At 44.7% G+C, this 14,841-nt stretch carries 11 protein-coding genes; 5 read left to right on the top strand and 6 right to left on the bottom strand.

Features of this window, described 5'->3' with window-relative positions:
- Positions 1–86 precede the first annotated feature (86 nt).
- Positions 87–656: an elongation factor P gene (gene efp / locus FTT75_RS04740; protein ID WP_180072108.1), complete on the bottom strand. Its 570-nt coding sequence runs from the start codon at positions 654–656 to the stop codon at positions 87–89.
- 385 nt (positions 657–1,041) lie between these two features.
- Between efp and epmB the strand changes: the two genes are divergently transcribed.
- The 3 genes from epmB to FTT75_RS04725 are packed head-to-tail and all read left to right on the top strand — an operon-like array spanning position 1,042 to position 5,966.
- Positions 1,042–2,064 (top strand): EF-P beta-lysylation protein EpmB, encoded by a 1,023-nt coding sequence (epmB, locus tag FTT75_RS04735; RefSeq protein WP_180072109.1) that lies wholly within the window; start codon positions 1,042–1,044, stop codon positions 2,062–2,064.
- Between the two features lie 9 nt (positions 2,065–2,073).
- Positions 2,074–3,819 (top strand): GTPase, encoded by a 1,746-nt coding sequence (locus FTT75_RS04730; protein WP_180185966.1) that lies wholly within the window; start codon positions 2,074–2,076, stop codon positions 3,817–3,819.
- Complete coding sequence (locus tag FTT75_RS04725; protein ID WP_180185965.1) at positions 3,801–5,966, top strand: EAL domain-containing protein; 2,166 nt, start codon at positions 3,801–3,803, stop codon at positions 5,964–5,966. The genes FTT75_RS04730 and FTT75_RS04725 overlap by 19 nt, the downstream gene beginning before the upstream one ends.
- Before the next feature lie 85 nt (positions 5,967–6,051).
- Here FTT75_RS04725 and rpmE read toward each other — a convergent pair whose 3' ends face one another.
- From rpmE to FTT75_RS04705, 4 genes are all read right to left on the bottom strand, one after another.
- Positions 6,052–6,276 (bottom strand): 50S ribosomal protein L31, encoded by a 225-nt coding sequence (gene rpmE / locus FTT75_RS04720; RefSeq protein ID WP_005096496.1) that lies wholly within the window; start codon positions 6,274–6,276, stop codon positions 6,052–6,054.
- Positions 6,277–6,471: 195 nt separating this feature from the next.
- Positions 6,472–7,452, bottom strand: a complete 981-nt coding sequence (locus FTT75_RS04715; RefSeq protein WP_005171651.1) for a bile acid:sodium symporter family protein — start codon at positions 7,450–7,452, stop codon at positions 6,472–6,474.
- 145 nt (positions 7,453–7,597) lie between these two features.
- Entirely contained in the window at positions 7,598–7,999 is a 402-nt protein-coding gene (gene gloA, locus FTT75_RS04710) for a lactoylglutathione lyase (RefSeq protein WP_005096493.1), read from the bottom strand.
- 1 nt (position 8,000) lies between these two features.
- Positions 8,001–10,166: an MFS transporter gene (locus tag FTT75_RS04705; protein ID WP_180185964.1), complete on the bottom strand. Its 2,166-nt coding sequence runs from the start codon at positions 10,164–10,166 to the stop codon at positions 8,001–8,003.
- Between the two features lie 197 nt (positions 10,167–10,363).
- Between FTT75_RS04705 and FTT75_RS04700 the strand changes: the two genes are divergently transcribed.
- The gene (locus tag FTT75_RS04700) at positions 10,364–12,991 is read left to right on the top strand and encodes an ATP-binding protein (RefSeq protein WP_180185963.1); all 2,628 of its coding nucleotides are present in this window, start codon (positions 10,364–10,366) and stop codon (positions 12,989–12,991) included.
- A 94-nt stretch (positions 12,992–13,085) separates the two neighbouring features.
- Here FTT75_RS04700 and grxD read toward each other — a convergent pair whose 3' ends face one another.
- Positions 13,086–13,427 carry a Grx4 family monothiol glutaredoxin gene (gene grxD, locus FTT75_RS04695; protein ID WP_004279738.1) on the bottom strand — a complete coding sequence of 114 codons (342 nt, stop codon included), beginning with the start codon at positions 13,425–13,427 and terminating at the stop codon, positions 13,086–13,088.
- Positions 13,428–13,587: 160 nt separating this feature from the next.
- Between grxD and FTT75_RS04690 the strand changes: the two genes are divergently transcribed.
- A complete protein-coding gene (locus tag FTT75_RS04690; RefSeq protein WP_180185962.1) occupies positions 13,588–14,799 on the top strand; it encodes an aspartate aminotransferase family protein in 1,212 nt (403 codons plus the stop codon).
- Positions 14,800–14,841: the final 42 nt, after the last annotated feature.

Genomic DNA, 14,841 nt, shown 5'->3' with positions numbered 1-14,841 from the left:
GTTCTTTTCACTTTCCTCTAAGACTTTGGCATAAAAAAAGGGATGATCTAGATCATCCCTCTCGATAATAGTCTATTTTAAAACCATTATGCACGTTCTAAATAATCACCAGTACGGGTATCTACACGAACGCTTTCTTCTTGCTGTACGAATAATGGAACACGTACCACAGCACCTGTTTCAAGTTTCGCCGGCTTACCGCCACCGCCAGAAGTATCACCACGAACGCCTGGATCAGTTTCAACGATTTTAAGTACCACGAAGTTCGGTGGAGTCACGTTTAACGGCACGCCATTGAACAGCATAATGGTACATTTTTCATTTGAATCGTCTTTTAACCATTTTGCAGCCTCGCTCATCGCTGTTTTATCAGCTGCGATCTGTTCAAACGATACAGGATCCATAAAGTTCCACATTTCGCCATCGTTGTACAAGTATTCCATTTCTACTTCAACGATATCAGCCGCTTCTAGGTTCTCGCCTGATTTGAATGTTTTTTCCAGAACTTTACCTGATTTAAGGTTACGTAATTTTACGCGGTTGAAGGCTTGGCCTTTACCTGGTTTTACGTATTCGTTTTCCATGATTGAACATGGGTTACCATCAAGCATAACCTTAAGGCCTGATTTGAAATCATTCGTAGAATAATAGGCCATGACTGGCGCACTCCAAACTTACTAACTTTAATCTATCGATGCTAAGGGCTGTTGCAATGTCATTTAGCAAGTCTGACACGAACATTAAGTTGCCACATGCACATTCATTTAATGTTACGTATTCTAAATGAGCAATGGCGCTCGCCGCAATGAAAAATTCCGCTTTCAGCCCTTCACACTGCCTAAGTTAGCATCAGGCATGAAAATCCTTTGTTTATTCATGTCTTGCTGGACGCTAAAATGCCATCCGGCTGTCATCATTTTTGACATACATATAGTCATGACGACAAACTTTATCGCACAGCAGATTATTCTGGTTCTCGACAAACTGTTAAACTGCAACCCTCTGGCCTTGCCCTCCCACTTCTACTGTTAATCTTCCAGCATGACGAATTATTTATATCAAGAACAAAACTGGCAATCACAGCTTAGCGACCTGATTACCGATCCGCACGAACTGCTTGAACTGCTGCAACTCGCACCGGCGCAGCTGCTCTCAGGTGCCATTTTGGCTAGTGAACAGTTCAAATTACGCGTGCCACGTGCTTTTGTCGGCAAAATGCAGCCAGGCAATCCTTTAGACCCGCTACTGTTACAAGTCCTGCCGCATCATCTGGAGCTGGAAGATCATCCGGGATTTGTTACCGATCCCTTGGGCGAAGAGCAGGCCAATCAGCAGCCCGGCGTATTACATAAATATAAATCGCGTTTCTTGCTGACGCTGACCGGTGCCTGTGCCGTGCATTGTCGTTACTGTTTCCGCCGGCATTTTCCTTATCAGGACAACCTGCCTAAAAATGAAGACTGGATCAATATCAAGCAATATCTGGAAAGCCAGCCTGATATTAATGAAGTGATTCTGAGCGGTGGTGATCCACTGACCTTATCCAACCGGAAATTGCAACTCTGGATCGAGCGGCTAGAATCTCTACCACAGCTCAAATTTTTAAGAATACATTCACGAGTTCCCATTGTGATCCCTAACCGGGTGGACGAAGAGCTACTTAGCATGTTAAAAAACAGTAGGCTACGTATTATTCTGGTGGTACACTCCAACCATGCATCGGAGCTGGATGACTTCACCTGCAAGCGTTTGAACCAGTTGGTTCAACAACAGATTACTGTGCTGAATCAGACAGTTTTATTAAAAGGTGTGAATGATTCTGCTCAGGTTTTGACAGATTTAAGCTATCGCTTGTTTGATGCCGGGGTGATGCCGTATTATTTACATGTACTTGATAAAGTAAAAGGTGCACATCATTTTGATTTACCACCTGATGACATTTATGAGATTTATACTGAAGTTTTAGCGAACCTTCCGGGGTATTTGGTTCCTAAACTGGTTCGAGAAATAGCGGGCGAGAACAATAAGACACCGCTTTTTGGGGTTTCAACATTTTTGAGTTAAATAATAAAGATGAGCAAGCATACGTCCGACATTTTTCAGACACCGACAGAACTCACACGGGATCAGCTGAGCTTTTGCCCGACGACTGCCAAAGCTTTGCAAGAGTGGGTTTCCGGTATTTCAATTTTGCAACTGGGAAATTCATCCAAATCCCTGTTTAATGCCTTATTAGAAATTTCTGAGCTGAAATGCACAGAAACCCTGCGCTTTGACCTGATTCAGGTCTTGCATCCGACCCTTGAAAATGTTCTGACCAGTCTGGAAAAGCATTTTGTCAATCAGGGGCTGATTACTTCGGATCGTAACGACCAAATCATTGAACTGGCCATGCTGCTGCGTAGCCATTTTGCCAAAATTTATATTGATATCGTCAAACGCTGTAATCATCAACTGACCCATCAAAAATTTTCCCTGTTTTCTCTGGGTAAAAAGAAAAGCATTCAAACCGCGCGTATGGTGTCGATTTATTATGCTTTGCAACAGCTCAGCCTGCTGTTATATCAACAGCATATGTTATACAGCACACCGGATATGGGGCAATGGTTGGCTGCACATCAACTGCTTGAATGTGCAATCGAAAATAATTTCTACCAAAGCAATATCAATCAGGTTTTAGGCACCCAGCACGAGATCCAGAATATTGCACATGCTTATGCTCAACTAATTTTACTGGATATTTTTAATACCCATCAGATTCGCCCTGCAGAAATTCAGGGGCTGTACCTATGCAGTTTTGACTGGGCCAAACTGGTGCAGATTCTACCGAAAGAAACCACACTGTCCCGCTATGTGGTGGATGCCAGCAAAGATCACCCCCCGATCTTTAATTCGCATCAGGGTGAAAATTTTCAGCCAAGCTTCTATATTTCCACCCAGAATCTGATGGAACATTTGACCCATACTCAAAGCAAAAATGCCCAGTATCTGTCGCGTAATGAAAAACTGTTCCTGACCCCTGCACTACATTTTCATATCTATAATCTGCTCTCGAATAATATCGAACGCCGTCACGAACGTTATGAATATTCAGCCCAGATCAATATCTGCTTTGGCTTGACGGTGGCACATTTTTATCTATCCAAAGGTAAAAACTTTAACGAGACCCTGGAACTTGAGGCCAATTATAATTTCCAGAGTGAAAGCAGTTTTGTCAGCTCAATGGAAAATGCCATTCCAAGTGGTTTTAGCAGCATCAAGGCCCTCGATCGCGAAACCAAACAGATTCATAGTGCTGAAGTTCTGGATATTAGTGTCAATGGTTACCGGATTAAATGGACTGGTATTACCCCTGCCAATCTGAAAACCGGTGAATTTATTCTGGTTCAGGAAAAATCACAGCGCCAGTGGCGTGGTGGTGTGATTCGCTGGATCAAGCAATCGACCGACAAGAGTCTGGAAATTGGTCTGGAAGTTCTGGCTCAGGAATTATTCCCTTGCGCGGCTTATAGCCGTACCGAACGCCATCATGTCAATTATCAGCCTGCACTGCTGGTAAAAATGACGCAACTGGATCAGGTCACGACCAGTGTGATTGTCTCGGGTTCACAGATGTTTAGGGAAAAACAAACCATTCATTTACGCCTCGGTCAGAAAGAATTAAAAATCTATCTGACCAAAGCACAACTGATTACACAAAGTTTTATCCGTTTTGATTATGAGTTACTCAATGATCAGGAAGAAGACATCATAGAAAACTTTATCGATCAGCAGATGAATGAAAGCAGAAATCATGATTTATGGGAAGCATTGAAGTGAGAAATCCATTATTGTCTAAAAAGTTAAAACGTACCGAAACACGTTTACTGATTATTGATGATAATCAAATTAGATATAACCAAATCCGTGATCTTCTGACCAGCAATGACTACCAGGTTGATGCTGTCCTGCTTGATGATCTGCAATCTTTTGAAAAACAGTTAAATTTCAACTGGGACCTGATTATTTTTGGCCGCGCTTATGATCTGAAATATGAACAGGCCCTAAGTCTGGTGCGTCTTTCCCAACAGCCTCACTTACCAGTGATCTTGCTTAAACCGGATGATTACCAGGCTGAACAATATGCCCAGTATATTCATAAGGGAATTTATGACATTCTCAATTTTGACTACCTGGAACGCTTTTATGTGGGACTGGTTCGGGCATTGTCATTTAGCCGTGTATCGCAGACCCAGCAACATTTGCTCAATGAACTGGAAGCAGCACAAAGTCAGACACAATCCTTAGTCGAAGATAGTAATCGTGCCATCGCAACCATTCAAGAAGGGATTCATATTCAGGCCAATGCAGACTATCTGAAACTGTTTGGCTTACAAAGTGAAGACGAGATTATTGGCCTGCCGCTGCTAGATCTATTACAACCTTCTGATCTAAACGACTTTAAAACACGTTTCAAAAAGATTTCTCAAGGCCAGGTCGATTTAGGCCGGGTTGAAATCCACTCTCTTAATCCGCGTGTCGCCGCATCTAAGCCATTAAAACTGGAATTCTTGCCATCCAGCGCTGAAGAAGATGCACTACAAATTACTATTGATACTCAGGCTCAAGCAGGCAATACCGAGAAGCCAGCCGGAAAACCGAGTACGTTCCAGCTCCTTAAACGTGAAATAACCAAACAGTCCGCACCTGTAAATGCCATGGTAACTTTCTCTTTAAGTTCCTATGAACCAGAAGTTCTACAGTCTGAGTGGACGACGTTTAGTGGATATTTCAAAGCTGTTAAAGAATTCCTCAAAGAACAAACCCATGTTCCATTATTCAAGCTGGAATATGACGTCCTTGTCGGTCTGTTCCAGGCAGATTCCAAAGCAATTCTTGAATCCAAACTGATCGGATTAAATGCACTCAGCAAGCCACAATTAGTGACAGTGGGACAAAATTCGTTCCCGCTCAATTTACGCATGGGTTATGTGGTTCTGGAACAGGGTTTAAATGATGAAGCGCACTGCAATGAACTGATTGCACGAGCCTTCTCTACGTCTTTACCTCAAGCAGAAGTAGCACCTGAATTTGTACTGGATATTCCTGCTTCACTGAGCAACCAGCCATCTCTAGAAATGCCGCAGATCGATTTTAGTGTGGCTGAAACACCAATCGAAAGCCCAACAGTTGCGGCGATCAGTCCAGCAGTCAGCTCTATTCCTGCGGCGACACCTCATATCCTGAAAGCTTTGAGTGAATGTCTGGATCGTGGTGAAATCCATTTAAAATATCAGCAGTTGTATGATAAAGAAGATACCCGCCTTTATACTTATGAAGTGACCAGCGGCTTCATTTATGAGAATAAATGGCAGGATATTTCTACACTCCTTGAACTGCATGAAGATGATGAGCTGTCGATTAAACTGGATCGCTGGATTCTGGTTGAAGCCAGTAAACAGTTGCACAACTTTATTACCCAGTATCCGGATGCGACCTTAATCGTGAATTTGAACCGTGCGGTACTCTTTAAAGACCGTAGCTTCCCGGAATTTATTTCCAAGCTGATTACGATTATTCGCAGCAAAGTCCGACATCCGCTGATCCTGCAATTCTCTGAAGAAGATATTCTGCTGAATCAACAGGATGCGCAGAAATATCTACGTGTTCTGCATGAACATGGCGCGCTGATTGCGCTGCGTGATTTTGGTCAATCGATGTATGGTCCGAATTTGCTGCGTGAGCTGGAAATAGATGGTGTCAGCTTGCATTCCAGCTTGACCCAGATGCTGAATAACGAGACTGGAGTCGAGCAGCTGCAGGAAAAAATCACCAGCTATAATGATATCAAACCGCTGAATATTCTGGTCCGCGAATTAAATGATATGACCCTGTTCGCCAATGCCTGGAATGTTGATGCCCGCTTTATTCAAGGGGATTATTTCCAGAAAAAACTCGATCACCTGATTGATGTACAAGAGCATTAAATAGTTATATGCCTGCCATGCGGTTACTTTCCAAATGGCAGGCACAAAAAAACGGGCTTGAGACCCGTTTCTTTTATTTTGGGTATTAACGTTTAACAGAACGTGACATACCAGCAAAACGTTGTTTGAACTTGTCGATACGACCGCCAGTGTCAACGTTCTTTTGCTTACCAGTGTAGAATGGGTGGCAAGCTGAACATACGTCTAGGTAAAGTGTTTCTTTACCAGCAGCTGAACGAGTTTCGATTACGTTACCACATGAACAAGTCGCAACTAAAGTTTCATATTTTGGGTGAATATCGGCGCGCATGGTCGATTACTCCATTAGATTCAAGAAGGTTTAGCTGTCATCGCTATTGATCACTCTCAAATGAGGAAGCAGGAACAAAGTTCATGCAGATCAACACCACAACAGACCATTCTTTTGGCCCACCGAGACGGATACCGTCAGAGCTAAGCACAACAAGTGGGCACTATTATACGTGAAACAAATTCAATATGCGAATTATTCTTCTGCTTCTGACTCAGCCTCTTTGGCCCACACATTGGCAATAATCCCGCAAACCATCAATTGAATCTGATGAAAAATCATGATCGGCAAAACAATCATGCCCAGTGGCTGGCCAATAAATAGAATTTGTGCCATCGGCACGCCACTGGCCAGGGTTTTTTTAGAACCGCAGAAAAATACCGTCTTCTGGTCAGCGCGACTAAAACCCAGCCAGCGTGGGATATACAGCGACAACAGCATCACCAGGGTCAAAAGCACCGAACAGGCTAGCAATAACAGCAATAATGTACTGAGACTGACTTCATTCCAAAGTCCCGCTACTACGGCGCTACTAAAAGCACCATAGACCACCAGTAAAATTGAGCCTTGATCGAAGACCTTGACGATTTTTGGCATTTTCATCATTTTTGGATAAATCCAGGGACGTAAAATTTGCCCCAAGATAAAAGGTACCAATAACAACAGCGTAATCTGGATAATCGAAGCGGTTGGGTCAAACCCGTGCTCAGATTGACCTAAAATGAAAAATGCGACCAATACCGGGGTGATAAACATGCCGATAATATTGGAAAAAGATGCACTACAGACAGCACCGGCCACATTCCCATGTGCGACGGAAGTAAAAGCAATCGAAGACTGAACGGTAGATGGCAGGAAGCACATAAATAGGAAGCCCCAGTACAGCTCCTGCCCGAGCATTGGCAATAAAATCGGCTTGGCCAGCAAACCTAGAATAGGAAACAAGGCAAAAGTCAGTGCAAAGACCAAAGTATGTAATTTCCAGTGCATGATCCCCTCCACCACCGCTTCGCGGGACAGCTTGGCACCGTGCAGGAAAAATAGAATGGCAATCGCGCCTGTCGTGATCCAGCCAAAAACTTCAGCGGCCTGTCCGGAGACAGGCACTACACTGGCCAACAGCACCATGACAAATAGCAATATCGTAAAGCGGTCCAATGCCAACAATTTAAGCATCTGCTGTTCTTCCCTTAAAGTTTTATTGTTCGATAAAAAAATGCCCGGCTATCTTAACAGATGCCGGGTCCATGCTATGCACTCAGGTTGATGTAATATTTTCATCTATACGTGAATACATTTCATCTATCACGCTACATCCCACTTAGTTATTACGTGCATCCTGATCTTGCTGGATCAGCTCGATTTTATAGCCATCTGGGTCTTCTACAAATGCAATGACAGTCACACCGCCTTTCATTGGACCAGCTTCACGCACGACATTACCACCACGTGCCTTGATCTCTTCACATGCCTTATAAGCATCATCGACTGCAATCGCGATATGACCATAGGCATTGCCCAGCTCATAGCTGTCTGTATCCCAGTTATGCGTCAATTCAAGTACGGTGTGATTTTCTTCATCGCCATAACCGACAAAAGCCAGGGTAAAACGGCCCTCTTCGTAATCACGTTTACGAAGCAAAGTCATGCCAAGTACTTCAGTATAGAACTTGAGCGATTGTTCTAAATTGCCTACACGTAACATGGTATGTAGCATGCGCATATTAATCATCCTTCTGTACAGATTGTTGTTGGTGTTCACCGAGCAGTTTTGCGACCCAAACCACCAGAATCAGGATCGGAATCCCAATTAACGTGGTCATGAGGAAGAATTTCGGATAACCAATATTGGTCACTATAGTACCCGAATATCCGCCTAAAATCTTGGGAGTCAGGGTCATGAGTGAGCTAAAAATCGCATATTGAACCGCGGTAAATGACACACTGGTCAGGCTCGACAAGAATGCAATAAACGCAGCACCCGCAAGTCCGGCAGCCAGATTATCGACAATAATGGCAAAATAAAGCCACTTGTCGCTATAAGGTTTAATCACCTTGCCACTGACTTCGATCATGTCGGAACTACTACCATCTATCACCGCCAAAGGCTGAATATCAACATCCAGATTCTGGCCAGGGATGAGCTGATCATTGACCTGATAAACATGTGTGGTTTGCTGAAGCGCCTGGCCATCTTGCATCAAGACTGCACTGACAATATGTGCGGGTGACTGAATCAGTTGCTGCGCAGGAATCGCGGCAGTAAATACGCCTTCACTTTCTAATTTTGCCTCAAGATTCTGATCATTGATTTGTAAAACAATCTTTTGAATCGGTTGCAGCGCTGCACCGACATATTGACCACGTACCACAATGGTCTTGTCCTGTTCAGCGACATTGAGGGTATTGTCACTGGTGATCGGCAGAATCTGTAACTGGGTGCTGCCCTGTTGTGCAGTCAAATACGGCATGCTGACCTGTACAGGCTGAGTAGCATGATCTGAATTTAGATAGCTGGCTGTCACTTGCAGTTGCTTACTCTGCGCTAAAACATCACTGGGTACATTCAGCTTCCAGTAACCGACTTCATCGGTATCGGCCTGATAAACCTGATTAGCGACCCTAACTTCGACAGCTGCCAGTTTTTCACCGGATTTGACCAGCCCAATAAAAATCAGGTTGGTGGAACAGGCCAGCACGGCACCGACAAACATCAGTTTCATGATGTTCATTTTCTGGGCCAGTAAACCACCGAGAAAACCACCAATTAAAGAGAAAATCACCCCATAGACTTTGACCGCTTCGGCAATCTGCTCTTTACTGAAATTCAGGTCTTGATAGAAGACGTTGGAAATGACCCCGGCGATGATATCGGAAACCCGATAAAAACCGATCAATAACAACAGCACCAATGCCAGTTTTAAGCCATAGCGCCTAAAGAAGTCTGCAACCGGATTAACCCAGGTTTCATAGGCCATCTGCTTGTTGACTGCACCCATTTTCACCAAGCTTGCACCAATGGCAAAGGCAATCGCACCAGAACCAATAAAGCGTAAGGCTTCAAAGCAGAACAAGGCAAAAGTATCTTGAATGGTGAACTGTTCGGTAATACTGGCGACCAGATTGCCTGAATAGATATAGCTCAGTACAAAGCTGATCACTGCGACAAAAAACACTGCGACTAAACGGAAATAATCACTGCGCAGATAATGTTTAGGCACACGGTCAACCTGCGGTTCCCGAATGCAAAGCGTGGTGACAATTCCGACCAGCATTACCCCGGCCATGGCCAGATAGGTCCATTTCCAGGCATCGTAGATATAGTTGCCTTTGGCTGTGCCCAAATAAGCGGCCAGAAACAAGGCGCCAGCACCCGCCACGATCATCCCGATCCGGTAACCGGCATTATAGGTCGCGGCCAAGACGGTCTGCATCTGGGTTTCCGCCAGTTCAATCCGGTAGGCATCAATCACAATATCCTGCGTTGCAGCAGAAAAGCCTAACAGGACTGCACCCAGCGCCATTTGCTGTAAATGAGTTACGCCCAAAGCCGGATCAGAAAAAGCCATAATGGAAATGGCGCAGACAATCAGAATCTGTGCAATCAGCAACCAGGCTCGACGGCGTCCCAGAGCCTTGGTCAGAAAAGGCACTGGCAGTTCATCAATGAGCGGCGCCCAGACGAATTTAAACGAGTAGCCCAATGCTGCCCAGCTAAAAAAAGTGACTGCACTTTTGCTGATTCCGGCCTCACCTAACCATAAAGACAGACTGGAAAAAATCAGAAGAATCGGGACACCGGCCGAAAATCCCAAGAACAGCATGATCAAGGCACGTCGATCTAAAAATGCTGTAAATGCGGATTTCCAACCCGTCGTTTGTGTTGTCATTGCTTTATTATTTTCCGCGGAAAAACCAATTGCTGCTATTCAATCCTGTAATAGCGCATCTTTCAACAAGATTTATATATTTATCACATTTCCGATTTTTTATTTTCTGGCAAAAGCCACATGTTCGCTTGAATTTTCCAAGCAAATCTGTATACCTTAACGCTTATCAACGTAATATTTCGTTTTGGATTTCAACAGTGACCCAGAGACTCGATCAAATTAATTCTTCTATCGCCAGCAACAATACGACAACACCAGAAAATATCCGCTCAGATTTACTTATCTCGGCATTTGAACAAAGCGAAATTCATAACACCCTTGAGCATACCCGCTTAAAATCCACCCAACTGACGCACATTCCAAACCTAGAAAAAATTCCGGCGTCGACCAAACGGATCAAGCCCCTGAATAATTTCTTGGGGCAAGACCGCGCACGGGCTTCGGTAGAGGCCGGGATTGCCTTACCTTATTCAGGCTATAATATTTTTGCCGTGGGTACGGCTGGCCTGGGCAAACGCACCATGGTGAAGCGTCTGCTGCAACAGCATGCCAAAACCATGGAAACACCCAATGATTGGGTCTACGTCAACAACTTTCAAAACCAGCGCCAGCCAATAGCATTGGAGCTGCCTGCCGGTCAGGGGCCAAAATTTCAGGCCATGTTAAACCAAAGCTGGCAAACCATTCTGAAACAGCTTGAACGCCGTTTTACCGCGGAAACCTATCACAACCGCATTGAAATGATTCGCCAGGAAACTGGCGATGAACAGCAACAGGCGCTGATCGAACTCACCAAAGAAGGTGCAGAACTCGATCTGAAACTGATCTCGCGACACGATGAACACTGTTTTGTTCCCGTACATCTGATTGATGACAAATTACAGGAAATGACTCAGGAAGATCTGAATGCGCTGAACAATCAGGATCGGGCCGAATTGGCGACCAATATGCGCTATATGGACAAAAAACTGGAGCGTCTGGGTTTGCATCTGGGTGATCTGGAAGATGATGCACGCGACCGAGTTCAGATTCTGAATCGTGATATTGCCAAACAGGTGGTGGTGCCACGTGTAGAACAGATTCTCTCCAAGTTCAAACATGTGCAAGGCTTGGAACATTATCTAAAATATTATGCCGAAGATATTATCAATAATGTCGAAATCGTGCTGGAACAGGAAGAGGATGATTTCACCCCGGCACTATTCAGCCGCGTACCGGCACGTTATCAGGCCAACGTGATTATTACCCACAAGCCGAATAGCGGTGCGCCAGTCATCTTTGAAGATTTTCCAACACATTACAATTTACTCGGTCATGTGGAACAGCTAACCCAAAATGGCACGATCACCACGGACTTCACCCTGATTCGTCCCGGAACGTTGCATAAAGCCAATGGCGGCTTTCTGATGCTGGAAGCGGAACAATTACTGGAACAGCCTTATGCATGGCAAGGCTTGAAGCGTGCGCTTAAATCCGGACATTTAAAACTGTCTTCACTTGAGCATATGATCACTCTAACCGGCAGTATTTCAATTGAACCGGCATCGATTCCATTGAACATTAAAGTGATCTTGCTGGCCGAGCCTGAAATTTATTATGAAATTCTAGAGCTTGAACCGGAGCTGGGCAGCATCTTTAAAATCCGTGCTGATTTTACCGATACATTACAACGTAATGACGACAACGAGCAGGCCTATATGCAGCTGATTGCCGACTATGTGCAATCGGATAAATTATTGCCTTTTGACCGTTCTGCTTTGGCTGCACTGCTCACAGATTCCAGCCGTCAGGCCGAAGACCAAAGTTCATTATCATTACATGCCCTGACGCTGGGTGACCTGATTCGTGAAGCGCATCATCATGCCTTTCAGGCCGGTGACAAGATGGTCTCGGAAAAGCATATCAATACTGCACTCGATCATCGTAAATATCGCTTAGGCTATTTACGTGAGTTGTACTGGCAGGATCTGACCCGTGGTACACAGCTGATCGAAACCCGTGGCCATCGTCTGGGACAGATTAATGCTTTGTCGGTAATTCATTATGCCGATGTCGAATTTGGCCTTCCTTCACGCCTGACTGCTTCGGTGTATCAAGGAGGTGGTGACATTCTCGACATTGAGCGCAGTGTGGAACTCGGTGGCTCCTTGCATGCCAAAGGCGTGTTATTGATGTCGTCTTTCCTGAAAGCACATTTTGGTCGTGAACAGACCCTGCACTTCTCTGCTGCGCTGGCCTTTGAACAAAGCTATGGTCAGGTCGATGGTGACAGTGCCACAGTCGCAGAACTGTCTGCCCTGCTCTCTGCGATTAGCCAGTTACCGATTGATCAATCCTGGGCCATTACCGGCTCTATGAACCAGTTGGGACAAGTACAGCCAGTGGGCGGTGTCAATGCCAAAATTGAAGGTTTCTTTGATGCCTGCAAGCTGCAAGGTCTGACCGGCAAACAAGGCGTGATTATTCCACGTCAGAATATGCAGCATCTGATGCTGCGTAAAGATGTCACCATTGCTGTCGAAGAAGGTCAGTTCCATATTCATGCGATTGATACCATTGATCAGGCGCTGGAAATCCTGATGGCGCGTCCGGTCGGCACCTTGGATAAAAAAGGTCGCTATAGCAAAAATTCAATCTATGCCGCGGTGATGGCACAGCTGGATTACTGGCAAGCGATTGAAGATGGTGGTGAGCTGGTCGAAGTACCGAAGAAAAAGAAAAAAAAGAAGAAGAAAAAAGACAAGAAGCAAATTGTTGAGCCACACACTGAACTTGAAGCAGGTCATGCAATAGCTCAAAAGGCAAATGCAGCAACAGAAGATTAATCCGGTCGTTGCTCTATCTTTAAAATAGCAATAAAAAAGCGCTTCTCAATGAAGCGCTTTTTTAACATCTGGCTTGATTTAAATCTTAATTTAATTAAGCATCAGCTGCCGGGCTGTACTGTTCAACCAAAGGCTTTAATTCACCTTTTTGGAACATGTCGAGCATGATATCGCTCCCACCGATCAACTCACCATTGATCCAAAGCTGTGGAAATGTCGGCCAGTTGGCGATTTGTGGTAACATCGCACGAATGTCCTGATTTTCCAGAATGTTTACATAAGCAAACGGACGACCAATCTGACTGAGTGCTTCTACTGCACGTGCAGAAAAACCACATTGTGGAAATTGCGGTGTGCCTTTCATATAAAGAAGTACTGCATGTTTAGCAATTTGGTCACGAATTAACGCTTCGGTATCGCGTGCTTGTTCAGTCATTGATAAATCCTCAACTCATCTGTCTGGCATTATACCCAAATCCAGACAAAACAGTATGTCTAAAGCAATAATTCCAATTTTATTTACAATTACCCTTTAAATCTGAGCGGGTTTTTGCTTATATAAGTTTTTCTTTCCACCTAACAGTTAAGAGTTAGTCATGAATAATATTACCCTCGCACCGGTACAAACTGATCAACCTTCTCACTTGATGCCTGTATTTGGCCGTCAACCGATCAGCTTTGTCCGAGGACGAGGTGCATATCTTTATACCGAAGATGGTACAGAGTATTTAGATGCATTAACCGGAATTGCAGTATGTGGTCTGGGTCATGTGCATCCAGTCATTGCCGAAGCAATTGCTGATCAGGCTGCGACCTTGATTCATACCAGCAACCTGTTTGAAGTGCCTTGGCAAACTGCGGCAGCACAAAAACTGGCCGAAGTCGCGGGTATGGAAGAAGTATTCTTCTCCAACAGTGGCGCAGAATCAAATGAAGGTGCAATCAAAATTGCACGTAAATTCGGTCATATGCAAGGCATTGCTTCACCTAAAATTATTGTGGCGGATCGTTCTTTCCATGGCCGTACCATGGCCACCCTTTCTGCAACAGGCAATAAAAAAGTTCAGGAAGGCTTTGGCCCGCTGGTCGAAGGTTTTATTCGTGTACCTTTTGGTGATCTCGAAGCGATTGAAGAGGCAGCGCTTCATCATCCGGATATCGTAGCCATTTTAGTTGAGCCCATTCAGGGTGAAGGTGGTGTAAATACCGCACCTCAAGGTTTCAGCTATCTTGAAGAGATTCGTCAAATCTGTAACCAGCACAACTGGTTGATGATGCTAGACGAAGTGCAAACCGGGAATGGCCGTACGGGCAAATATTTTGCTTATCAGCACACCAGCATTATTCCTGATGTACTGACCACAGCCAAAGGCTTGGGTAATGGTTTCCCGATTGGCGCCGTCATGACTCAAGGTCGTGGTGTAGGTGTACTAACTGCCGGTAATCATGGTTCGACTTATAGTGGTACAGCTTTGGGTTCACGTGTGGTCTACACCATTCTCGATATTATGCAAAAAGAAAATATCGTCGCCAATGCTGCGGAAAAAGGCGCTTATATCGTGGATCAGTTACGCAACAAACTGGCCGATCAAAATGTGAGCGTGCGTGGTTTCGGTCTGATGATCGGAATTGAATTACCGAAAGAATGTGCTGAGTTGGTCGCAATTGCACGTGATGAATACAAAACCATCATCAATGTGACTGCCGGTAATGTAGTTCGCCTGTTGCCTACCCTGAACATTACTCAGGAACAGGCTGATCAGCTGATTGAGCGTTTAGTGAAAATGATCAATGCTTTTTTGGCCTAAACCCTGCGCTTAAAAACAAAAAAGCCGCTTGAAAGCGGCTTT

Origin of the sequence: Acinetobacter sp. YH01008, from assembly GCF_013420435.1 — a bacterium.
Classification (GTDB): Bacteria; Pseudomonadota; Gammaproteobacteria; order Pseudomonadales; family Moraxellaceae; genus Acinetobacter; species Acinetobacter pseudolwoffii.
Note: the sequence above shows the minus strand (reverse complement) of the source record. Positions and strands in the feature narration are given on the sequence as shown.

Coding starts and splice junctions, on each gene's coding strand:
- FTT75_RS04705 (WP_180185964.1), bottom strand. CDS start 10,166: ATGACAACACAAACGACGGGTTGGAAATCCGCATTTACAGCATTTTTA.
- FTT75_RS04690 (WP_180185962.1), top strand. CDS start 13,588: ATGAATAATATTACCCTCGCACCGGTACAAACTGATCAACCTTCTCAC.
- grxD (WP_004279738.1), bottom strand. CDS start 13,427: ATGACTGAACAAGCACGCGATACCGAAGCGTTAATTCGTGACCAAATT.
- FTT75_RS04725 (WP_180185965.1), top strand. CDS start 3,801: ATGGGAAGCATTGAAGTGAGAAATCCATTATTGTCTAAAAAGTTAAAA.
- FTT75_RS04730 (WP_180185966.1), top strand. CDS start 2,074: ATGAGCAAGCATACGTCCGACATTTTTCAGACACCGACAGAACTCACA.
- rpmE (WP_005096496.1), bottom strand. CDS start 6,276: ATGCGCGCCGATATTCACCCAAAATATGAAACTTTAGTTGCGACTTGT.
- epmB (WP_180072109.1), top strand. CDS start 1,042: ATGACGAATTATTTATATCAAGAACAAAACTGGCAATCACAGCTTAGC.
- gloA (WP_005096493.1), bottom strand. CDS start 7,999: ATGCGCATGCTACATACCATGTTACGTGTAGGCAATTTAGAACAATCG.
- efp (WP_180072108.1), bottom strand. CDS start 656: ATGGCCTATTATTCTACGAATGATTTCAAATCAGGCCTTAAGGTTATG.
- FTT75_RS04715 (WP_005171651.1), bottom strand. CDS start 7,452: ATGCTTAAATTGTTGGCATTGGACCGCTTTACGATATTGCTATTTGTC.